This is a genomic window from Faecalibacterium sp. BCRC 81149 (assembly GCF_022750605.1).
Lineage (GTDB): Bacteria > Bacillota > Clostridia > Oscillospirales > Ruminococcaceae > Faecalibacterium > Faecalibacterium duncaniae.
Map to the genome: position 1 here is coordinate 243,896 of NZ_QXJA01000001.1, position 20,808 is coordinate 264,703.

Consider the following 20,808-nt stretch of genomic DNA (forward strand, 5'->3'; position numbering starts at 1 on the left):
TCTCACCTGTTCCCTTCCAATTTCAGCACAGCGCGCTTGACCAGCACCCCGGCCAGATGATTGCGGTATTCCGCACTGCCGCGCATGTTGCTCTCCGTCCGGATGTTTGCCCGCACCTCAGCGGCAAAGCGGGCAGCGGTCAGCTCCGGCGTTTCGGCGGCATTGGGCTGCAGGGTATACAGCACTGCCTTGCCGGGCCGAGCACCAATGGCGACCCGGAAGCCCCCGGCTGTTTTCGCGGCGGCACAGGTCAGCACAGGAAAATCCGTCTGGCTGTTGCGCACCGACTGATAGCAGAATGCTGCCTGCTCTTTCGGCACGATGACCCGTACCAGGATATCTCTGTCGTACGGGCGCTGAGCATACTCCAAAAGCGGCACGATGCCGCCCTTGTAGAGCTCCACCGAAGCGTTCAGGGCCAGGAACATGGTCAGAACATCGGAAAAGCCAAAACGGCTGTAAATGCTGCCGCCCACGGTGGCAAGGTTGCGCAGCTGCACACCCACAATGTGGCGCACAGATTCCCGCACAGCGCCGTCCGTGTAGGCATTGAGTCCCTCGTGGAGCTCGATCTGCCGCAGGGGCACCATAGCCCCGATGGAAAAGCCCTCGGCCGTTTCCTCAATTTTGTCCAGCCCAAGGCCCGACAGGTCGATGGCGGTGCCGACATTGATGTTCTCCATCTTGAGCCAGATCATGCCGCCGATGACCCGATTGTTTCGCTTCTGGTTGAGCTGCCAGGCTTCCTCGAGGCTTTCGGCCCGTTTGTATTCCCGGATCGTCATCATACGCAGTACCTCTCTTTTTTCGATTGCTACTTTTATTTTATCACAAAATCCCTTATAATGCCACTGGAAAGACTGCCGCAGAGCCGGCAGGTTCAGGAGGAATGATTTTATGGCAGAGTTGTGCAGAAAGAACGCCCACCCTCCGGTGGGATGCGTCATCATGGCATCGGGGCTGGCCCGGCGGTTCGGCTCCAACAAGCTGCTGGCCGATTTCGGGGGCCGTCCCCTGCTCTGCCGGGCGCTGGAGGTCACCGCCACCCCTGCCCTTGCCGCCCGGGTGGTCGTGACCCGCTCTGCCAAGGTCAAGGCCCTGTGTGACGCACAGGCCGTTCCCTGCCTGCTCCACAGCCTGCCGGGCCGGAACGACACCGTTCGGCTGGGGCTGGAGGCGCTGCTGGAGCAATGCCCCAACCTTGCAGGCTGTATCTTCTTGCCCGGAGATCAGCCCCTGCTGCAGCGGGAGACGCTGGAAACGCTGATCACTGCTTTTGCCCAGACACAAAAAGAAACAGAGCGGGCGATCTTCCGGCTGGGAGCCCGGGCCGCACATGGCCCGGACACCGTTGTCGGAAGTCCCGTTCTGTTTGGATGCGGATATTTTCCCGCCCTGCGCACCCTGCCCGAGGGCAAGGGCGGCAGTGTTGTGCTCAAGGCTCACCCTGAGCAGGTACAGATCGTTTACGCCCAGCGGCGGGAAGAACTGCTGGATGCAGATACGCCGGAAGCTCTGGAGGAGCTCTCCGCCATTGCAGCGCAATGGCGCATCACCTGACAGGAGAGGCAAGGGCACTTCTTGGCTCCCCTGTCAGGGGAGCTGTCACCGAAGGTGACTGAGAGGTTTATACGGCCTTATCGTCCTTGGGCAGCAGCACGTTCAGCACAATGGCCACAAAGGCTGCGGGCACGATGCCGCTCTCGCCGCAGATCAACTGGAAGAACTGGGGGGTGTGTGCCAGGATGCTGGCATTGGCACCCATGCCGTAACCCACGCCCAGTGCAACGGAAACGATGGTCAAGGTGCGCGGGGTCATCTTTTCCTTGGTAATGAGCTGGATGCCGGACACCACGATGGAAGAGAACATCATCACGGCAGCACCGCCCAGAACGGCCTGCGGCATGATGGAGACCAGTGCGCCCAGCTTGGGGATCAGGCCGCAGAGGATCAGGAAGATGGCACCGGTAGCCAGTGCACCGCGGTTGACGACCTTGGTCATGGAAACCAGACCCACGTTCTGGCTGAAGGAGGTGTTGGGCAGAACGCCGAAGCAGGCGGCAAAGGAAGAGCCCAAGCCGTCGCAGATAACACCGCCGGACAGCTCCTTATCGGTGGCCTCACGGCTCATGCCGCCCTCCATCACGCCGGAGATATCGCCCACGGTCTCCACAGCGGTGACGATGAACATGATCAGCACGGGCAGGATGGCGCGCATATCAAAAATGATCTTGACGGGAACCAGCTTGGGGATGGCAAACCAGTCGGCCTGTGCCACCTTGCTCCAGTTCAGCACCCATGCCTTGGTGAACTCCACACCCTCGGCAGTGACACCGGTGGTGGGCAGGACAAAGCCCATGATGAAGGCTGCCAGATATCCCGCCACAATGCCGATGAGGATGGAGGAAGAACTCAGGAAGCCCGTGGTCCAATGCTTGAAGAACAGGATCACCACCAGCACGAATACAGCCAGCAGCAGGTTTTCCGCGGAACCGAAGTCCTTGGCTGCGTTGCCGCCGCCAAAGGAGTTGACACCCACGGAGATCAGGGACAGACCGATGGACAGCACCACCGTACCGGTGACCACCGAGGGGAAGAACTTGCGCAGGGGCTTGAGGAAGAAGCCCAGCACAGTCTCAAACAGGCCGCCCAGAATGGAAGCGCCCATGATGGCACCGTAGGCCAGCACACCGCCGCCCATGGAAGCAGCCACACTGTTGAACACGCCCAGGAAGCCGGAGCTGGTGCCCATGATGATGGGAACCTGACCGCCCACAGGGCCGATGGAGAACAGCTGCACCAGCGTGACCACACCGGCCACGAACATGGCGTTCTGCAGCAGGCTGACCTGCAGGTCAGCAAGCTCACCGCCTGCAAGGCCGCAGGCACTGGTGATGATAAGAAGCGGGGTCAGGTTGCCCACGAACATGGCAAATACATGCTGCAGGCCCAGCGGGATGGCCTGGCGAAGGGGCATCTTGGCATCAAACTGGTATGCACCCTTCTCCAACTCGATATTTTTGATCATAACTTCTCCTTTATCCAAAAGGCTTTTTTACACGACAAAAATTATTATAGCAGAGCCTTTCTCAAATTGGGAGAGGTCCGGGATGTTTTTTGTTCATTTTTAGTTCATAAGTCATACTTTAACTTTGAATTGTCCTTCTATGAAGCACAAAATTGGACAGATTAGCCCCCTGCTCCCGGCACCAGAAGCCTTTGAGGCGCATCAATGGCCGTGGTGCCCTCTGCAAGGTCGTTGGCGGCAAGCATCTGGGCCGGGGAGACATGGAACCGCCTGGCGATGGCAAACAGCTCCTCCCCCGCCTGTGCATAATAGATGCGCAGGCTGATCTCCGGGTCTGCCGGGGTCAACGGCTCCCCCAGCGCGATGGAGCCCACACAGGTGTTTCCGCTCCGCTGTAGGATGGCCCCTTCTGCCTTGACGGAAAGGTTGACCTCCAGTGTGCCGTTTGCGCAGACACAGCGCAGATCCTCGGCACGGAGCCAGCACTCCGGGATCAGCTCCGCGTCCGAGGGCAGCTCCCGCCCCAGCGGCAGGGCAAGCTCCAGCACCTTTTCATAGCTTTCCAGCTCCGAAAGGCTGTTCTCCCCAAAGGCAGTCACAGTCACCCGGCTGGTCAGATCCCAGTTGTTTTCCCTGTATGCCAACAGGGCCGGGCCAAAGGAGGCAAAGCAGGCCAAAATTTTTGCTCCTGCATCCGGCAGGGGGCCTGAGCCGGTCAGGGTCACGGTCTCGTCCAGGGTGCAGGCCAGCGATTCCGTCTGTACCGTCTGCGGGGTCTGTTCTGTCTCGAATTTCGTGGAGAAGGCATCCGCCACGCACTGCAGCTGGTAGGGCCTCCACGCCCGCAGGCGCAGCATCAGGTTGGCGGTCAGGCGGCTGGGTTCCTCCCCTTCTCCCTCCGTGAGCGTAAAGCCCACCGGCTCGGCCACGCAGAGGCAGCGGCAGTCCTCGCTCAGGCCGTCCACATCCAGCACCTGATTGAAGTTCAAGTTCACGCTCTGGCTCTGCAGTACCGGGTCGCCCTCGGCACGCCAGGCGCAGGAGACGACCAGCCCGCCCTTGGCAACGGCTTTCCCGTTCAGGAGCTTGAGGTCTCCGACAGAGGCATTGCCGCTGAGGTCCAAAACGGCGGCGGGCGGCGTGGGAAAGCGGATCTCGCCTTCGACCGTGACCAGCTTTTCCAGCACAGCGGCACGCCGCACCCCGGAAAGGGTGACCAGTTTCTGCTCTACCCCGCCATCCGACAGAGCCGTGATGACATCCGTTTTGACCTGCGTATGCACCGATACCACCAGCCCATACGCCCCCCGCACCTCGATGCGGCGCGGGTTGACGGTGCGGCAGTTCAGATATTCGGTCTGGCCCTCCACCTGCACGGCCCATGCCGTGAAGACGAACTCCGGCAGATCCAGCAGCTTGGTAAAAGGGAGCTTCTGCTCGGTCTGGCACAGACCCGCCCCATCTTCCCCCTGATAATAGACCACACAGCGCAGATATCCCTCCAATTGCAGCTTGCCGGGCTGCAGCCGCTTTTGCAGCACCACCGGCCTGACAAAGCACTTGACCAGCTTGAACACCGGTGGCAGATAATCAGAGATCAGGATCTCTGTTTCCAGCGGCAGCTCTGCCTTGAGGGTACAGTTTGTCCCCGCCGCCGGCAGGGCATCCCGAAAGATCTTCAACTCCATGGTACGCGCTCCTTTCCTGTCCGCTCTTGGTGTCATTTTATTCCGGGAACAGGCAGGATAGAACGAAGCTACTTTCCGGAGACACAAAAGGCCGCCGCACAGCGTTTCCACTGCGCGGCGGCCTTATCACAATCAGGGTTCGGGGAAAATCAGGTGCTTATTCAGCAGCCTTGGCAGCCTCGATCTGCTTGATCAGCTCGGGAACGACCTTGAACAGATCGCCCACGATGCCGTAGTCAGCAACACCGAAGATAGGTGCGCTCTCGTTCTTGTTGACGGCGATGATGCACTCGGAATCCTGCATACCGGCGGTGTGCTGGATGGCACCGGAAATGCCCAGAGCAACATAGATCTTGGGGTGGACCGTCTTACCGGTCTGACCGACCTGATGGTCAGCGGTCATCCAGCCTGCATCGGTAACGGCACGGGAAGCACCCACAACGCCACCGCCCAGTGCAGCAGCCAGCTGCTCAGCCAGCTCGATGCCCTTGTTGACATCCTTGCTGATGCCGCGGCCAACGGAGACGATGACATCGGCACCGATCAGATCGACCAGCTTCTCAGCAGCCTTCTCGACGCTCAGGACCTCGGTCTTGATGTCGGCAGCGGACAACTCGAAAGCGGGCTTCACGATCTGGCAGGCATCTGCCTTGGCCTGATCGAAGGGAGCCTTCTTCATAACGCCGGGGCGCACGGTGGACATCTGGGGACGGAAGCGGGGGCAGATGATGGTAGCCATCAGATGGCCGCCGAATGCGGGACGGGTCATCTTCAGGTTGCGGTCTTCCATATCGAACTTCTGCTTGGACAGGTCGATGGTGGAGCTCTCCTTCAGGAAGTCGATGTACTTTGCAGTGTCGATGTCCAGGTGGGTAGCATCAGCGGTCAGGCCGGTGTGCAGGCGGGCTGCGCAGCGAGGGCCCAGATCGCGGCCAATGTTGGTGGCACCGATCAGCAGGACCTCGGGCTTGTACTCGTTGACCATGTCGCAGACGACCTTGGCGTATGCGTCCGTGGTGTAATCCTTCAGCAGGGGGCTGTCGCAGACCATGACCTTATCAGCGCCATAGCCGCCCAGCTCCTTGGCAATGCCGTCCACGTTATCGCCCAGCAGCAGGCCGGTGACTTCGCAGTTCAGCTCATCAGCCAGCTTGCGGGCCTCGCTGACCAGCTCGAAATCGGTGGGCATCAGTTTGCCCTGGCGCTGCTCACAAAAGACCCAAACGCCCTTGTACTCGTTAAAATCAGCCATTGTAATCCTATGCTCCTTTCATCAGATCAGGTGCTTCTTGGCCAGGATACCTGCCAGCTGTGCGGCGGTGTCGTCGCCAGTCAGCATGGTGCCTGCGCCCTTCTGCGGAGGAGTGAAGGACTTAAAGACGTTCGTCGGAGAACCCTTCAGACCGATGGTATCGACCTCGATCAGCGGATCATCCTTCAGAGCGTTGTAATCGAACACTTCCATGGGCTTGTCGTAGCAGGTGAAGATGCCATTGACGCTCATGTAACGGGGCTGGTTCAGCTCCTTGATGCAGGTCAGCAGGCAGGGAGTCTGCACCTTGACCATCATGTAGCCGTCTTCCAGCATACGCTTCACGGTCAGGGTGTTGCCATCCTTCTGGATGTCAGCCACATAGGTGACCTGGGGCAGATGCAGCTTTTCAGCGATCTGGGGGCCGACCTGTGCGGTATCGCCATCGATTGCCTGACGGCCGCAGAACACAACGTCCTCGGGGCCAACGCCGATCTTATTGACAGCAGCAGCCAGGATCTGGCTGGTTGCAAAGGTATCGGAACCGCCGAACTCACGGCCAGAGACCAGAACAGCCTTGTCCGCGCCGCGGGCCAGCAGCTCACGCAGCATTCCCTCGGCCGGAGGAGGACCCATGGTGATGACAACGACCTCGCAGCCGGTAGCGTCCTTGAGCTTCAGAGCTGCCTCCAGAGCGTTCAGGTCATCGGGGTTGGTGATGGTGGCCATAGAGGCACGATCCAGAGTACCGTCTGCCTTGACGGCGACTTTGCCGGAGGTATCAGGAACCTGCTTTACACAAACAATTGCTTTCATTGTAAATCTTACCTCCCTTACTTCAGCAGAGCGCCGGAAATGACCATCATCTGCACTTCGCTGGTGCCCTCGTAGATCTCAGTGATCTTGGCATCACGCATCATGCGCTCGATGGGGTAGTCACGGGTGTAGCCGTAACCGCCGAACAGCTGCAGGCAGCGGCGGGTCACATCGCTTGCGGTGCGGGCTGCGATCAGCTTAGCCTGAGCAGCCTCGACACTGTAACGGACCTTTGCGCCGTCCATGGCCTGCTGCTTCTTCAGAGCGGCAGCGTAGACCAGATACTTGGCAGCCTCAACGCGAGCCTTCATCTCAGCCAACTCGAACTGGGTGTTCTGGAATGCAGAGATGCTGCGGCCAAACTGCTTGCGCTCCTTGACGTAGGCAACGGTCTCTTCCAGAGCGCCCTCGGCAATGCCCAGAGCCTGAGAAGCGATGCCGATACGGCCGCCGTCCAGGGTAGCCATGGCCAGCTGGAAGCCCTTTCCGCGCACGCCCAGCATACGATCCTTCGGGATACGGCAGTCCTCGAAAATCAGCTCACAGGTAGAAGAACCACGGATGCCCATCTTATCCTCAGCCTTGCCGACGGAGAAGCCCGGATCGGTGCGCTCAACGATGAAGGCAGAGCACAGCTTGGTGGGACGGCCCTTCTTATCCAGAACGCGGTCGGTGACAGCGATGACGATAAAGACATCAGCGAAACCGGCGTTGGTGATGAAGATCTTGGAGCCATTCAGGACCCAGCAGTCATCCTCTTCCTTGGCAATGGTCTGCTGACCCTGTGCATCGGTACCAGCGCCCGGCTCGGTCAGGCCGAAAGCGCCCAGCCACTCGCCGCTGCAGAGCTTGGGCAGGTACTTTGCCTTCTGCTCGGGGGTGCCGTTCTCATAAATAGGAGCAGCGCACAGGCTGGTGTGAGCGGAGACGATGACACCGGTGGTGCCACAGACCTTGCTCAGCTCCTCCACTGCCATGACGTAGGACAGCACATCGCCGCCTGCACCGCCGACAGAGGTGGGGAAGTAAATGCCCATCATGCCCAGCTTGCCCATCTTCTCGACGGTCTCTTTGGGGAAGTACTCTTCTGCATCAACCTTCTTAGCCAGGGGCTTGACTTCGTTTTCAGCAAACTCGCGGTACATCTTCTGCACCATCTGCTGCTGCTTGGACAGAGTAAAATCCATCGCTATATCCTCCTAACGGGTGTTTTTTATCTCCCGGGGTCGGGGTTCTCCCCTACCCGGTTGCAAACAAATTCCTCCCGACCGCTTTCCCCACGGCCGGGAGAAATGTTTATCAGAAATTACAGCTGGTCAACAGGGGTCTTGGTGCGGTCTGCGTTGTAAACGTAGAAGCCCTTGCCGGTCTTGCAGCCCAGGTTGCCGCCGCGAACCATCTTGCGGATCAGCGGGCAGGCGCGATACTTGCTGTCGCCGGTCTCATGGTACAGGACATCCATGATAGCCAGGCAGATATCCAGGCCGATGAAGTCGCCCAGCTCCAGGGGTCCCATGGGGTGGTTGGCACCCAGCTTCATAGCGGTATCGATGCCTGCGATATCGGAAACGCCCTCCATCTTGATGAAGGCAGCCTCGTTGATCATGGGGATCAGGATGCGGTTGACCACAAAGCCAGCAGCCTCGTTGACCTGAACAGGGCTCTTGCCGATGGCAACGGAGATCTCCTTGATCTTCTCAACGGTCTCAGCGGGGGTGTTGCAGCCGGCGATGACCTCGATCAGCTTCATGCGGTCAGCAGGGTTGAAGAAGTGCATACCGATCAGGGGACGGGTCAGGCCCTTGCCGATCTCGGTGATGGACAGAGAAGAAGTGTTGGAAGCGAAGATGCACTCGGGCTTGCAGATCTTATCCAGCTCGCCGAAAGTGGTCTGCTTGACCTTCATATCCTCGAAAGCAGCCTCAACGATCAGGTCGCAGTCTGCGCACAGATTTTCCTTCAGGCCCGGGGTGATGGCTGCAACGATCGCGTCAGCCTTTTCCTGGGGGATCTTGCCCTTAGCAACCAGCTTCTCGTAGCCCTTCTTGATCTTTGCCAGGCCGTTCTCTGCCCACTCCTGCTTGATGTCGCACAGAGCAACGGTGTTGCCCTCAACCTGTGCAAATGCCTTAGCGATGCCCTGACCCATAGTGCCAGCGCCGATAACACCGATCTTCATAGGAAATCTCTCCTTTAATATCAAAAATTGTATAGTTGATTAGTTGTTGGTGAACACTGCCTTGGGCTTCGGTTTCTCACGGCTCAGGAAGCAGGCCATGCCTTCCTTCTGGTCGTGGGTCTCGAAGCAATCGCCGAACAGCTTCTCCTCGACCTCAACAGCCTTCTCAATGGGCAGGCTGATGCCATCGTTGATGGCCTTCTTGCAGTTGCGCACTGCAATGGGAGCGTTCTTGGCGATCTTGCCGGCCAGCTTCAGCACGTTCTCCATCAGTTCAGCCTGCGGATACACGGCGTTGACCAGACCAATGCGGTAAGCATCGTCTGCCTTGATGTTCAGGGCAGAGTAGACCAGCTGCTTTGCCATGCCCATGCCGACCAGACGTGCCAGACGCTGGGTGCCGCCGAAGCCCGGGGTGATGCCCAGGCCGACTTCGGGCTGACCGAACACGGCGTTGTCAGAGCAGATGCGGATGTCGCAGCTCATGGCCAGCTCATTGCCGCCGCCCAGTGCAAAGCCGTTGACGGCTGCAATGACGGGGATGGGGAAGCTCTCGATCATCAGGAACACGTCATTGCCCAGCTTGCCGAAGGCCTCGCCCTCTGCCTTGGTCATGGTGCTCATGGAGCCGATATCAGCGCCTGCAACGAAGCTCTTGTCGCCTTCGCCGGTCAGGACAATGCAGCGGATGGCCTCCTGATCGACAGCCTCAAAAGCTGCCTTCAGGTCTGCCAGAACCTCGGGGTTCAGGGCATTCAGTGCCTTGGGACGGTCGATGGTGATGATCTCGACAGCGCCCTGCACCTCGGTTTTTACAAAAGCCATTGTGAAAACCTCCAATTCAAATTCTCAGCGTTTCAAAACAGTTCCCGCGCCCCGGCAGAGTCTCCGGTCTGAGCCGGGGCGCGGGCTGTCATTCATTTCAATTCCAAAGGGGGAGCTTACATCTCAACGATGGTAGCGCAGCCCATGCCGCCGCCGATGCACAGGGTAGCCAGACCCTTGTGAGCACCACGGTGCTTCATAGCGTACAGCAGGGTGACCAGGATACGAGCGCCGGAAGCGCCGACCGGGTGGCCCAGAGCGATTGCGCCGCCGTTGACGTTCACCTTGCTCATATCGAAGTTCAGAGCCTGGCTGACAGCCACAGACTGGGCAGCGAATGCCTCGTTGGCCTCGATCAGGTCCATGTCAGCAACGGTCAGGCCAGTCTTTGCCATGACCTTCTTGGTTGCTGCGATGGGGCCCAGACCCATGACCTCAGGCTCAACACCGGCCAGAGCGCCAGCGACCCAGGTTGCCAGAGGCTCAACGCCCAGCTCCTTGGCCTTCTCCTCACTCATAATGACCAGAGCAGCAGCGCCGTCGTTGATGGCGGAAGAGTTGCCTGCGGTCACGATGCCGTCCTTGGTGAAAGCGGGCTTCAGGGTTGCCAGCTTCTCGACCGGGGTCAGACGGGGGCCTTCATCGGTATCGAACACGGTGTCGCCCTTCTTGCCCTTGATGACAACAGGAACGATCTCGTCCTTGAAAGCGCCGTCCTTGATGGCCTTGTCGGCCTTGACCTGGCTGTTGTAGGAGAACTCATCCAGCATCTCGCGGGTGATGGGGCTGTAGCCGTACTTCTTCTGGAAGGTCTCGTTGGTGCAGACATTCTCAGCGGTCATACCCATGTGCTTGTTGAAGCCGGTGGCATCCCACAGAGCATCGTTGACCATGGTATCGACCAGCTCGCTCTTGCCCATGGGAGCGCCCATGCGGTAGCCGTAGCGGCCCTTCATCATTGCAAAGGGAGCCATGTCCATGTTCTCCATGCCGCCTGCGACCACGATATCAGCATCGCCTGCCTCGATCATCTGAGCAGCCATGTTCACGCAGTTCAGACCGGAACCGCAGACCACGTTGACGGTGACAGCGGGGGTCTCGATGGGCAGGCCAGCCTTCAGGGAAGCCTGACGGGCAACGTTCTGACCCAGACCAGCCTGGATCACGCAGCCCATGTAAACATGATCGACCTGCTCAGGCTTGACATTTGCGCGGTTCAGAGCCTCCTTGATGACGATGGAGCCCAGCTCAGCAGCGGGGACATTGGCAAGGGTGCCACCGAACTTACCAATGGCGGTACGGCATGCAGATGCGATAACGATCTTTTTCATGTGAATAGCCTCCTGATTGTGTATGTTGTGATTTAAGAAAGACTGTTTTATCAAAACGCCGAAGCGTTTCTTGCATAAGGAACGGGGGTCAGACGCTCTCTCCCCTGCTGCGCAGCTCGGCCATCTTCTGCTCCACGGCAGCTTCCACATTCGGAGTAACGAACTTGGAGATGCTGCCGCCGTAGCGGGCGGCTTCCTTTACAATGGTAGAGGAAAGATAGCTCCACTTGATGCTGGTTGCAAGGAACATGGTCTCAATACCAGGCATCAGCGCGTGATTGGTCTGCGCCAGCTGGATCTCGTTTTCAAAATCCGTTACCGCCCGCAGGCCCCGCACCATGACCGAAGCATGGCGCTTCTTGGCGAACTCCACGGTCAGGCCGTCGAAGCTCTCCACCGTGACATTGGGGATCCCCTTGCAGCATTCCTGCAGCAGGGCCACCCGCTCCTCCACGGTGAACAATGGGTGCTTTGCACTGTTGATGAGCACGGCCACGATCAGGTGATCATTGATCTTTGCCGCGCGCTTGATGATATCGAGATGACCTCGTGTGACCGGATCGAACGACCCGGGGTAAACTGCAGTTGCCATCGGTTTTGTCCTCCTTGCGCGCCTTTGAAAAGCGCATTGGTTCTGACATGATAGCACTTTCCAGTTTGCTGTGCAAGATGTTCTTTTCTTCTGCTGCGGTGTATCGTTAATTTTTAAACAATCTTACCCGCAGTGCCACGCTGCATCCTGCTACGCTATAAGTAAAGCACATCGTCAAAATTTTATCAAGTATTTTTTGTGTAAAATTTATTTTTTGTGCACCAAAGAATCTCTACAAAAAGCTAAGATTTTTAGTCATATTGCATCCAGCCCTGTTTTTTGCCAGGAAAGTATTGATTCTCCCGTTTGTTAATGATATAACTAAGTTGGAATTTACAATTCCTTTATGTTATTGTAAGAGAGGATGGTTTATAATGGATTTTACGGAATTGTATGCGCAGAAGAAAATGACAGCTGACCAGGCTGCCGCGTTGGTCAAAAGCGGCGACTGGGTGGATTACGGCTGGGCCGTGAACACCCCCGTTGCAGTGGACGCTGCCATTGCAAAGCGTCTGCCTGAGCTGGAGGATGTCAACTTCCGCGGCGGCATCCTGATGTGGGTGCCCGCCATCTTCCAGATCGAGGATCCCGCTGCCCACATGACCTGGAACAGCTGGCACATGGGCGGCATTGAGCGCAAGGCCATTGCCCAGGGCTTCTCCTTCTACTCCCCCATCCGCTACTCTGAACTGCCCCGCTACTACCGCGACAGCTCTGACCCCGTGGATGTGGCGGTGTTCCAGGTGACCCCCATGGACGAGCATGGCTATTTCAACTTTGGCCCCTGTGCTTCCCACCTGGGTGCCGTCTGCGATAAGGCCAAAAAGATCATCGTTGAAGTCAACCAGAACATGCCCAAATGCCTGGGCGGCACCGAGAACTGGGTGCACATCTCCCAGGTTGCCGGTGTTGTGGAGGGCAGCAACCCGCCCATCGGCCAGATGGCCGCTGCCGGTGCCGCCACCGAGGTCGATCTGAAGGTGGCAAACCTCATCGTCCCGCAGATCCCCGACGGTGCCTGCCTGCAGCTGGGCATCGGCGGTATGCCCAACGCCATCGGCAACCTGATCGCGCAGAGCGACCTGAAGGATCTGGGCGTGCACACCGAGATGTATGTGGATGCCTTTGTGGATATTGCAAAGGCAGGCAAGATCACCGGCCGCCACAAGAATCTGGACAAGGGCCGTCAGGTCTATGCCTTTGGTGCCGGTACCCAGAAGATGTACGATTACCTGAACAACAACCCGGAGTGCATGGCCGCTCCCGTGGAGTACACCAACGACATCCGCAGCATCTCCGCCATCGACAACTTCATCTCCATCAACAATGCGGTGGATATTGACCTGTTCGGTCAGGTGAACGCGGAGAGTGCAGGCATCAAGCACATTTCCGGTGCAGGCGGTCAGCTGGACTTTGTTCTGGGCGCATACCTTTCCAACGGCGGCAAGAGCTTCATCTGCCTGTCCTCTACCTTTATGAATAAAAAGACCGGCAAGCTGGAGAGCCGCATCCGTCCTACCCTGGAAAACGGCAGCATCGTCACCGACACCCGCGCAAACGTGCACTACCTGTGCACCGAATACGGCTGTGTGAACCTGAAGGGACTGACCAGCTGGGAAAAGGCAGAAGCACTGATCAGCGTGGCACACCCCGATTTCCGGGACGAGCTGATCGCCGAAGCCGAAAAACTGCACATCTGGCGCAGGAGCAACAAGCGCTGACATTGCCGCAGGGAATCCTGCTGTCTGCGGCAGGAATGGAGTTTCTATGACATGATGGACAAAAAACCGCATATCAAACCCTATCTCTACGGAATGTTCGCAGGCTTTGGCGCGATCAGCCTGAGTATTCTCTTCTTTTTCCTGATCTACCGCTTTCAGGGCTTCGGCAATGCCGTTTCGACCCTGACCGGCATCCTGATGCCCTTTATCTACGGCAGTGTGATTGCCTATCTGCTCAAGCCGGTGTGCAACTGGCTGGAAGCATTTCTCCACAAGCTGTTCCCGGAAAAGATGCACCGCTTTGCCAACATGTTGGCCGTTGCTCTGACCATCCTGTTCGGCCTGCTGCTGATCTACGCCCTGATCATGATGATCGTGCCGCAGCTCATCAACAGCGTGACTGCCCTGTACTACACGGCACGTGACAACATCGGCGACTTTGTGGAGTGGATCTCCAAGCAGGAGTTCATTGCCAACAACAAAAAGCTGCTGGACTTCATCGAGAACTCTTACGACAGCCTGGATGCCAACCTGGATGCCTGGATCAAAAACACCCTGCTCCCCTCCATGCAGAACATCCTCAGCGGTGCCGCTGTAGGCGTGGTGAATGTGGTGACCTGGATCAAAAATTTCATTATCGGCCTCATCGTTTCGGTGTATCTGCTGGCCAGCCGGAAGAAATTCGGGCAGCAGGGCAAGCTCATCCTTTATAGTTTGGTCAAGCCCCGCTGGGCCGACCTCATCATGGAGGAAGTCCGTTACGCTGACCGGATGTTCGGCGGCTTCATCAACGGCAAGATCCTGGATTCTGCCATCATCGGCGTGCTGTGCTATATTGCCTGCCTGATCTTCAAGTTCCCCAGCGCCCTGCTGGTGTCGGTCATCATCGGCGTGACCAATGTTATCCCCTTCTTCGGCCCCTTCATCGGTGCCATCCCCGCCACCCTGCTCATCCTGATTCAGAACCCCATCAAGGCGCTCTGGTTCGTGCTGTTCGTTCTGGTGCTGCAGCAGGTGGACGGCAACATCATCGGACCCAAGATCCTGGGCAACACCACCGGCCTTTCCAGCTTCTGGGTGCTCTTTGCCATCCTGCTGTTTGGCGGCCTGTGGGGCTTTGTGGGCATGATCATCGGCGTGCCGCTCTTCGCGGTCATCTATGATGTCATCAAAAAGCTGGTGTTCCACGGCCTGAATCGCAACGACGAATCCGGCATGGTAAACCTCTATCACGATGCCTTCGGTGACCCCGACGACGAGTGATCCCAAACGCAATAGAATCGCAAAACCGGCTCTGTCTCCTGCATGGGAGGCGGGGCCGGTTTTTGTATTCCTACCGCATGATTTTCTCAGAGCAGCCGAGAAATGCAAAGCTCCCCCTTCCCGGCGCTGTCTCGGCGCTTGGGGAAGGGGGAGCTTCGGCTTTCAGGGCAAATAAACCAAAAAGGGAGATTTCAGGGGGAGTACCTGCAATTACTGCTGATTGGGCTTCCAATCCTTATAGTTCTCGTAGCGGCTCTCACGGATCTTGTGGTGAGACCAGATCTCGTCGGCGGTGGGCTGCCAGTTGGCGGCGTAAGCCTTGCACTTCTCGCACAGATGATCGACGCTTTCCGGGCTCTGGAGGTCGGTGCTGTGAGCGCCGGTCTCGTGAACCATCTTGCGCAGCAGCTCGGGGTTTTCCAGCATCGGGCAGGGACGCAGATGGTTCTTGTTGAAGGGCTGGCCGTTGTGGTAGGCCATGAACAGCGGGCTCTGCAGGATCTCCAGAATGCTGCTGTCGTGGATGTTGGCGTTGGAGTAGTGGATGAACACGCAGGGCTCTGCGTCACCGGCGGAGTTGATGTGGAAGTAGTTGCGGCCGCCGGCAATGCAGCCGCCCACGAACTCGCCGTCGTTCTGGAAGTCCATGGGGTAGAACGGGATATCGCAGGCTTCACTGCGCAGATAGCGGATGCGCTGGATCATGTACTTGCGCTGCTCGGGAGAGGGCATCAGTTCAGGCGCCGCCTCGTTGCCCACGGGCATGTAGTGGAAGTAGAAGCCGAAGTGTGCACCCTTATCGCAGAGGAAACGCATGAACTCATCGCTGGTAACGGCTTCGATGTTGTCGCGGGTGTAGCAGATGGAGGTACCGAACAGGATGCCGTGCTCCTTGAGCAGATCCATCGCGCGCATAACGGCAGCATAGTGACCCTCGCCGCGGCGGGCATCGTTGGTCTCCGGGGTGCCCTCAATGGACAGCATAAACGCAATATTGCCCAGACGGACCACTTCCTTGCAGAAAGGCTCATCGATCAGGGTGGAGTTGGTGTAGATGGCAAACTGCACATCGTTGTGCTTCTCGGCCAGCTTGAGGATATCAGCCTTGCGCACCAGCGGCTCACCGCCGGTGAGCATGTACAGATAAACGCCCAGTTCCTTGCCCTCGGTGACGATCTTATCCATATCATCGAAGCTCAGGTTGTTCTTGTGGCCGTACTCACCGGCCCAGCAGCCCACGCAGTGCATATTGCAGGCAGAGGTGGGGTCAAACAGGATCAGCCAGGGAATGTTGCACTGATATTTGACACGATTCTCGCGGATGGTCTTGGTGCCGCGGAAGAAGGCCTCATAGCCCAGGTTCAGGGCCGTGGTGCGGGCCACGTTGGGATCCAGCTGGTTCAGCATACAGTTGATGAGCTTCGACCACTTGCTGTTGGGGTCGGTCAGGGTCTGCTTGGCGTGTGCATAGGTTTCCTCGCTGAAGGAATCGCCGTAGAACTGCTTTGAAAGATCTACGATCTGTCCAACCGTCTTGGCGGGGTCCTTCTCGGCATGAGAAAGCACGAGATCCACAGTCTTGCCCAGTGCAGCACGCTGCATTTTGTGCGTCAGAGAATCAAATGCGGTATTCATTTTTATTTCCTCCAGATTCCATAGAATTTTGCAGGGCTCTCTTCCCTGCCTGCCGGGCTGAATTTCCGGCGCTCAGATGATCTTATACTCCAGCAGCAGACGGCCCAGGTCGGTGTCCTGTACCTTTTCTACCGCTTTGCCCAGTGCAAATTTTTTGATCCAGTTCATTTTCAGATCACTCAGGGGTTTGCCATCCCGCAGCTGAACAGCGGCGTTCAGCAAGTCGCGGACATCGTAGGTGCTGCCCCAGACCTCCGGCACGCCCCGGTCGATATCCAGCAGGGTGTACACGGCTTCCATGCCGGTGCGCATGGAATACTCGGTGGTGAAGATGGTATCCCGCTTCGTCTCGGCAAACTGGCCGATGAAGGCAAAGTTCACTGCGCCCTCCGGCACCACCGCCGGACGGTCGCCTGCGGTGCGGGGCATGAAGAAAGCTGTGATATAGGGCATCATTACGGGCACGGTATTGGCACTGTGCTCTGCCAGGTCCTCGATCTGGTTTTCGGGGACTCCCAGATGATACAGCCACTCCATGCAGATCTCTTTGCCGGTACAATCCCGCATGGGCTTTTTGATGTAGTCGCCGGGCGTGTTGCTGAACAGGCCGTAAATCCAGCCCACGAGCTGGCCCTTGGGCTGATCCCGGAACTGGGGCTGACGGTTGAACGTCCAGCTGAGCAGCCAGCCGGAATCCCGCGCCGTGACAATACCGCCTGTGACGGTCCTGCCGCTGAACGGGTCACGCTGGCAGATGTTCTGGATGTAGGGCACGATGCGTTCGTCCAGCGTAGTGACCGTGGCGCTCATCCAGTTGGTCTGTTCCGGATCGGAGCAGAACTTTTCCGGGCGGCCAAAGGCCTCATCCTGCGCGGCGATCTTCTTCCACAGATCCCAGCCGTTGCCGGGCCGGAGGGTGGGGTTGAACACTGCAGGCTGATCCTGAGAGCCGATGGAAGTGCTTTCCACGCAGCCCCCGTTGGTGATGAACACCAGATCATTCTCGGTCAGGTCCACCCGTTCCGCTTCATCGTCCACCAGCAGGCAGATGGTCCTGGCCTGCTTTTTGCCCCCGGTCAGCTCAAACTCAATGTTGGTGACCTTGGTGTTGTAGTGGAAGCGCACGCCGTGCCCCTCCAGATAGCGGATCATGGGCAGGATCATGCTCTCGTACTGGTTGTACCGGGTGAAGCGCAGTGCCCGCAGATCAGGCAGACCACCCACATGGTGGATGTAGCGCTTCAGATAGAGCTTCATTTCCAGTGCGCTGTGCCAGTTCTCAAAGGCGAACATGGTGCGCCAGTAGAGCCAGAAGTTGGAAGAGAACACCTCCGCGTCAAAGACATCGGTGATGCGCTTATCATAGAGCTGCTCATCCGGGGTAAAAAAGAGCTGGATGAGTTCCATGCAGCCCTGATCCGAAAGGCCGAACTTCCCATCGGTGTGGGCGTTCTGCCCCCGGTTTTCCGTAGCGCGGCAGAGCGAGTAGTTGGGGTCTGCCTTGTTCAGCCAGTAGTACTCATCCAGCACGCTTGCGCCCTCGGTCTCAAGCGACGGGATGGAACGGAACAGATCCCACATGACTTCGAAATGGTCATCCATCTCCCGGCCGCCCCGCATCACATAACCGATGCCGGGGTACTGGCAGCCATCACAGGCACCGCCGGGAATGGCTCCCTTTTCAAAGAGATGGATATGTTCCCCTTTCATCTGACCGTCACGGACCAGGTAGCAGGCAGCTGTCAGCGCCGCCAGACCGGTGCCCACGAGATAGGCCGATTTCCGATCCACTCCCGCAGGCTTTTTCGGGCGCGCAAAGGCCTCATAGTTCCCGCTGGAATAATACATTTTATTCCCTCCGTTTGCTGTGGTTTCCAGGTTTTCACCTTTCATTTTGCGCTGACCATACTGTAACATTTTGTCAAACGGAAAGCCATAAACAGAAAAAGCACCGTGATGGAAAACCCATCACGGTGCCCGGATTGATAAAACATTGTCAGTCGTCAAGATCTGCGGGGCTGCGGTCGGTGCGGAAGCGGCGGAGCGCCCGCTCAAGATCGCCGTGGAGCAGAACATTCAGCCGCTCGGTCATCCGGACGGGGTCCTCCTTCATGTCCCTGCGGATCCATTCCAGTGCCATGCCAACCAATGCGTATTTGTAAAAATCCACGACGAACTGCTTGTCGGCATCCTGCACGGTAAAGCCCTGCGCACTGCAATCCACAAAGTCCCGCAGCATGGGGTCCAGCAGTTTATATAAGTACTGCTCCACCTGCTCACGGCTCACGGAGCGGTAGACATTCATCACCAGAACCTTGTTGTCCTGCACCTGATGCAGAATATCCAGAAAGGCATCTGTCCAGTTCTCAAAGCTCTGTCTGCCCTCCAGCGCCTTGGCGGCATCTTCGACCATGATCCAATCCACGAGGTCGTAGATGTCCTTGAAGTGGTAGTAGAAGGTCATACGGTTCACGCCGCAGTCCTCGGTGATATCATTGATGGTGATCTTATTCAGCGGCTTTTGAAGCAGCAGCTTTTTCAGCGATGCCTCCAGCGCCCTTTTTGTAGTTTGCGACACGAGATCCATCCTTTCCCAGCGGCACACACTGTGCCGCTGACCGTGGTAGCCGCCCTATGGGGCCAGAGAAGTAAGAATACTTCCTTTATACTATAACGCAAATGCCCCCCGTTTTGCAAGTTCAAAATCTCTCATTTTGATATTTTTTTCACGTTCTTCTCCATTTTGCAGCCGTCCCTCCGCCTTTTTGCCGGGTTTCCGGGAGGTTTCCTCTTGATTTTCTGGCTCCGGATGCTTACAATGGATGGAGTGGAACGAATGTGCGTTCCATTTATTTCTTTCTGAGTGAGAAAGGAAGGGAAAGTAAGTATGATCAAGACCATCGGATTTTTAGGCTGTGGGAACATGGGCGGTGCCATTGCGCGGGCCGTCTGCAAAGCTGCCGACCCACAGAATGTTTATCTTGCCAACCGCACTGCCGCCAAGGCAGAGGCGCTGGCCGCAGAGCTGGGCTGCAACACCACCACGAACGCCGAGGTAGCGGGCCGCTCTGACCTGATCTTTCTGGCGGTCAAGCCCCAGATGATGGAGGCTCTGCTGGCCCCGCTTAAGTTCACCCTGAACGAGCGGCCGAGCCGCTTCATCCTGTGCAGCATGGCGGCAGGGCTTTCCATCGCGCGCATCCAGGAGATGGCGGGGGAAGATTACCCTGTGATCCGCATCATGCCCAACACCCCGGCTTCGGTGGGGGCAGGCATGATCCAGTATTGCTCCGCCAATGTGACAGCGGAGGAGGAGCAGGAGTTTCTGAAGCTAATGGCTCCCGCCGGGCGGCTGGACGCTGTGCCCGAGGCCCTGATCGACGCGGCAAGCAGCGTTTCCGGCTGCGGCCCGGCCTGGGTGTATCAGTTCATTGAAGCGCTGGCCGATGGCGGCGTGGCCTGCGGCCTGCCCCGGGCCAAGGCACAGGAATACGCTGCCCAGATGGTATTGGGCAGCGCCAAGCTGGTGCTGGAAAGCGGCAGACACCCCGGCGAGCTCAAGGACGCAGTGTGCAGCCCCGGCGGCAGCACCATTCAGGGCGTGCGCGTGCTGGAAGAGCACGGCTTCCGCGGCGCTGTGACCGATGCGGTGATTGCCGCCTACGACAAGACAAAGGAAATGGGAAAGGGTTAAGTTTATGCGCATCGTCGTCAAAGTGGGCACCTCCACGCTGGCACACTCCACCGGACGGCTGAACATCCGCCACACAGAGGATCTGGTCAAGGTACTGAGCGACCTGAAGAACGCAGGGCACGAGGTCATCCTCGTCTCATCCGGTGCCATCGGCATGGGAGTGGGCAAGCTGTCCCTGCCCTCCCGCCCCGGTGATATGGCCACCAAGCAGGCCTGCGCCGCTGTGGGCCAATGTGAGCTGATGTACACCTACGACCGCCTGTTCACCGCCTACAACCACAACGTGGCGCAGATCCTGCTCACCGGCGTGGATGTGGAGCACGAGGGACGGCGGCTGAATTTCCAGAACACCCTGACCCGGCTGCTGGAGCTGGGTGCGCTGCCCATCATCAACGAGAACGACACCGTTGCCACTGATGAGATCACCTCCATCGGCGACAATGATACACTGGCCGCCATCGTCACCTGCTGCATCCATGCGGATCTGCTGGTGTTGTTGAGCGACATCGACGGCTTGTACACCGCCAATCCCCACACCCACCCGGACGCAAAGCTCATCCCGGTGGTAGAGCGCATCACCCCGGAGGTGCTGGCGCTGGCAGACGGGGCAGGCTCCGCATTGGGCACTGGCGGCATGTCCACCAAGCTCCGTGCTGCCCAGATGGTAACGGCAGAGGGCGCGGACATGGTGATCGCCAACGGTTCCCACCCGGAGTTGCTCTACGACATTGCAGACGGCAGACCCGCAGGCACCCGCTTTGCGGGCAGAAAGGAGGGCTGACCC

General features: G+C 58.1%; 18 protein-coding genes. 5 read left to right on the forward strand and 13 right to left on the reverse strand.

The genetic code is table 11. The features are described 5' to 3' along the window. Positions 1–2: 2 nt before the first annotated feature. Positions 3–788 carry an FAD binding domain-containing protein gene (locus tag D3F01_RS01230; RefSeq protein ID WP_156057935.1) on the reverse strand — a complete coding sequence of 262 codons (786 nt, stop codon included), beginning with the start codon at positions 786–788 and terminating at the stop codon, positions 3–5. A 109-nt stretch (positions 789–897) separates the two neighbouring features. Between D3F01_RS01230 and D3F01_RS01235 the strand changes: the two genes are divergently transcribed. Next, on the forward strand, positions 898–1,560 hold the full coding sequence (locus D3F01_RS01235) for a nucleotidyltransferase family protein (RefSeq protein WP_242885626.1): 663 nt from the start codon (positions 898–900) through the stop codon (positions 1,558–1,560). Positions 1,561–1,627: 67 nt separating this feature from the next. Here D3F01_RS01235 and D3F01_RS01240 read toward each other — a convergent pair whose 3' ends face one another. The 9 genes from D3F01_RS01240 to coaD all read right to left on the reverse strand — a co-directional run bounded on the left by D3F01_RS01240 (position 1,628) and on the right by coaD (position 11,711). Beyond that, positions 1,628–3,028 carry a nucleobase:cation symporter-2 family protein gene (locus tag D3F01_RS01240; RefSeq protein WP_242885627.1) on the reverse strand — a complete coding sequence of 467 codons (1,401 nt, stop codon included), beginning with the start codon at positions 3,026–3,028 and terminating at the stop codon, positions 1,628–1,630. 161 nt (positions 3,029–3,189) lie between these two features. Then, on the reverse strand, positions 3,190–4,716 hold the full coding sequence (locus D3F01_RS01245; RefSeq protein WP_242885628.1) for an SPOCS domain-containing protein: 1,527 nt from the start codon (positions 4,714–4,716) through the stop codon (positions 3,190–3,192). A gap of 157 nt (positions 4,717–4,873) precedes the next feature. Then, positions 4,874–5,968 carry an acryloyl-CoA reductase electron transfer subunit beta gene (gene acrA, locus D3F01_RS01250; protein ID WP_005932752.1) on the reverse strand — a complete coding sequence of 365 codons (1,095 nt, stop codon included), beginning with the start codon at positions 5,966–5,968 and terminating at the stop codon, positions 4,874–4,876. A 21-nt stretch (positions 5,969–5,989) separates the two neighbouring features. Then, positions 5,990–6,784, reverse strand: a complete 795-nt coding sequence (gene acrB, locus D3F01_RS01255; RefSeq protein WP_005932750.1) for an acryloyl-CoA reductase electron transfer subunit gamma — start codon at positions 6,782–6,784, stop codon at positions 5,990–5,992. Between the two features lie 17 nt (positions 6,785–6,801). Then, a complete protein-coding gene (locus D3F01_RS01260; RefSeq protein WP_005932748.1) occupies positions 6,802–7,971 on the reverse strand; it encodes an acyl-CoA dehydrogenase in 1,170 nt (389 codons plus the stop codon). 119 nt (positions 7,972–8,090) lie between these two features. Further along, the gene (locus D3F01_RS01265) at positions 8,091–8,963 is read right to left on the reverse strand and encodes a 3-hydroxyacyl-CoA dehydrogenase NAD-binding domain-containing protein (protein WP_242885629.1); all 873 of its coding nucleotides are present in this window, start codon (positions 8,961–8,963) and stop codon (positions 8,091–8,093) included. Positions 8,964–9,002: 39 nt separating this feature from the next. Beyond that, positions 9,003–9,788, reverse strand: a complete 786-nt coding sequence (locus D3F01_RS01270) for an enoyl-CoA hydratase-related protein (protein ID WP_242885630.1) — start codon at positions 9,786–9,788, stop codon at positions 9,003–9,005. Positions 9,789–9,904: 116 nt separating this feature from the next. Further along, entirely contained in the window at positions 9,905–11,119 is a 1,215-nt protein-coding gene (locus D3F01_RS01275; RefSeq protein WP_005932742.1) for an acetyl-CoA C-acetyltransferase, read from the reverse strand. Between the two features lie 88 nt (positions 11,120–11,207). Next, positions 11,208–11,711 (reverse strand): pantetheine-phosphate adenylyltransferase, encoded by a 504-nt coding sequence (gene coaD, locus D3F01_RS01280; RefSeq protein ID WP_186850660.1) that lies wholly within the window; start codon positions 11,709–11,711, stop codon positions 11,208–11,210. A gap of 374 nt (positions 11,712–12,085) precedes the next feature. Between coaD and D3F01_RS01285 the strand changes: the two genes are divergently transcribed. Further along, entirely contained in the window at positions 12,086–13,432 is a 1,347-nt protein-coding gene (locus D3F01_RS01285) for a butyryl-CoA:acetate CoA-transferase (RefSeq protein WP_242885631.1), read from the forward strand. Positions 13,433–13,483: 51 nt separating this feature from the next. Beyond that, positions 13,484–14,695, forward strand: a complete 1,212-nt coding sequence (locus tag D3F01_RS01290; RefSeq protein ID WP_097771049.1) for an AI-2E family transporter — start codon at positions 13,484–13,486, stop codon at positions 14,693–14,695. Between the two features lie 210 nt (positions 14,696–14,905). Here the strand turns inward: D3F01_RS01290 and D3F01_RS01295 are convergent, their stop codons facing one another. The 3 genes from D3F01_RS01295 to D3F01_RS01305 all read right to left on the reverse strand — a co-directional run bounded on the left by D3F01_RS01295 (position 14,906) and on the right by D3F01_RS01305 (position 18,917). Then, positions 14,906–16,330: a radical SAM protein gene (locus D3F01_RS01295; protein WP_242885633.1), complete on the reverse strand. Its 1,425-nt coding sequence runs from the start codon at positions 16,328–16,330 to the stop codon at positions 14,906–14,908. Between the two features lie 72 nt (positions 16,331–16,402). After that, entirely contained in the window at positions 16,403–18,178 is a 1,776-nt protein-coding gene (locus D3F01_RS01300; protein ID WP_242885635.1) for an oleate hydratase, read from the reverse strand. A 148-nt stretch (positions 18,179–18,326) separates the two neighbouring features. Continuing rightward, positions 18,327–18,917 carry a TetR-like C-terminal domain-containing protein gene (locus D3F01_RS01305; RefSeq protein ID WP_278251973.1) on the reverse strand — a complete coding sequence of 197 codons (591 nt, stop codon included), beginning with the start codon at positions 18,915–18,917 and terminating at the stop codon, positions 18,327–18,329. A gap of 300 nt (positions 18,918–19,217) precedes the next feature. Here D3F01_RS01305 and proC point away from each other — a divergent pair, with 300 nt between their 5' ends. Together proC and proB are read left to right on the forward strand one after the other, a co-directional pair. Next, positions 19,218–20,024, forward strand: coding sequence for a pyrroline-5-carboxylate reductase (proC, locus tag D3F01_RS01310; protein ID WP_227610728.1), 807 nt, complete (start codon positions 19,218–19,220; stop codon positions 20,022–20,024). 4 nt (positions 20,025–20,028) lie between these two features. Next, on the forward strand, positions 20,029–20,805 hold the full coding sequence (proB, locus tag D3F01_RS01315; protein WP_215665807.1) for a glutamate 5-kinase: 777 nt from the start codon (positions 20,029–20,031) through the stop codon (positions 20,803–20,805). Positions 20,806–20,808 lie beyond the last annotated feature (3 nt).

Coding starts and splice junctions, on each gene's coding strand:
- D3F01_RS01295 (WP_242885633.1), bottom strand. CDS start 16,330: ATGAATACCGCATTTGATTCTCTGACGCACAAAATGCAGCGTGCTGCA.
- D3F01_RS01275 (WP_005932742.1), bottom strand. CDS start 11,119: ATGAAAAAGATCGTTATCGCATCTGCATGCCGTACCGCCATTGGTAAG.
- D3F01_RS01270 (WP_242885630.1), bottom strand. CDS start 9,788: ATGGCTTTTGTAAAAACCGAGGTGCAGGGCGCTGTCGAGATCATCACC.
- D3F01_RS01290 (WP_097771049.1), top strand. CDS start 13,484: ATGATGGACAAAAAACCGCATATCAAACCCTATCTCTACGGAATGTTC.
- D3F01_RS01260 (WP_005932748.1), bottom strand. CDS start 7,971: ATGGATTTTACTCTGTCCAAGCAGCAGCAGATGGTGCAGAAGATGTAC.
- proB (WP_215665807.1), top strand. CDS start 20,029: ATGCGCATCGTCGTCAAAGTGGGCACCTCCACGCTGGCACACTCCACC.
- D3F01_RS01305 (WP_278251973.1), bottom strand. CDS start 18,917: ATGGATCTCGTGTCGCAAACTACAAAAAGGGCGCTGGAGGCATCGCTG.
- D3F01_RS01300 (WP_242885635.1), bottom strand. CDS start 18,178: ATGTATTATTCCAGCGGGAACTATGAGGCCTTTGCGCGCCCGAAAAAG.
- acrB (WP_005932750.1), bottom strand. CDS start 6,784: ATGAAAGCAATTGTTTGTGTAAAGCAGGTTCCTGATACCTCCGGCAAA.
- coaD (WP_186850660.1), bottom strand. CDS start 11,711: ATGGCAACTGCAGTTTACCCCGGGTCGTTCGATCCGGTCACACGAGGT.
- proC (WP_227610728.1), top strand. CDS start 19,218: ATGATCAAGACCATCGGATTTTTAGGCTGTGGGAACATGGGCGGTGCC.
- D3F01_RS01285 (WP_242885631.1), top strand. CDS start 12,086: ATGGATTTTACGGAATTGTATGCGCAGAAGAAAATGACAGCTGACCAG.
- D3F01_RS01230 (WP_156057935.1), bottom strand. CDS start 788: ATGATGACGATCCGGGAATACAAACGGGCCGAAAGCCTCGAGGAAGCC.
- acrA (WP_005932752.1), bottom strand. CDS start 5,968: ATGGCTGATTTTAACGAGTACAAGGGCGTTTGGGTCTTTTGTGAGCAG.
- D3F01_RS01265 (WP_242885629.1), bottom strand. CDS start 8,963: ATGAAGATCGGTGTTATCGGCGCTGGCACTATGGGTCAGGGCATCGCT.
- D3F01_RS01235 (WP_242885626.1), top strand. CDS start 898: ATGGCAGAGTTGTGCAGAAAGAACGCCCACCCTCCGGTGGGATGCGTC.
- D3F01_RS01245 (WP_242885628.1), bottom strand. CDS start 4,716: ATGGAGTTGAAGATCTTTCGGGATGCCCTGCCGGCGGCGGGGACAAAC.
- D3F01_RS01240 (WP_242885627.1), bottom strand. CDS start 3,028: ATGATCAAAAATATCGAGTTGGAGAAGGGTGCATACCAGTTTGATGCC.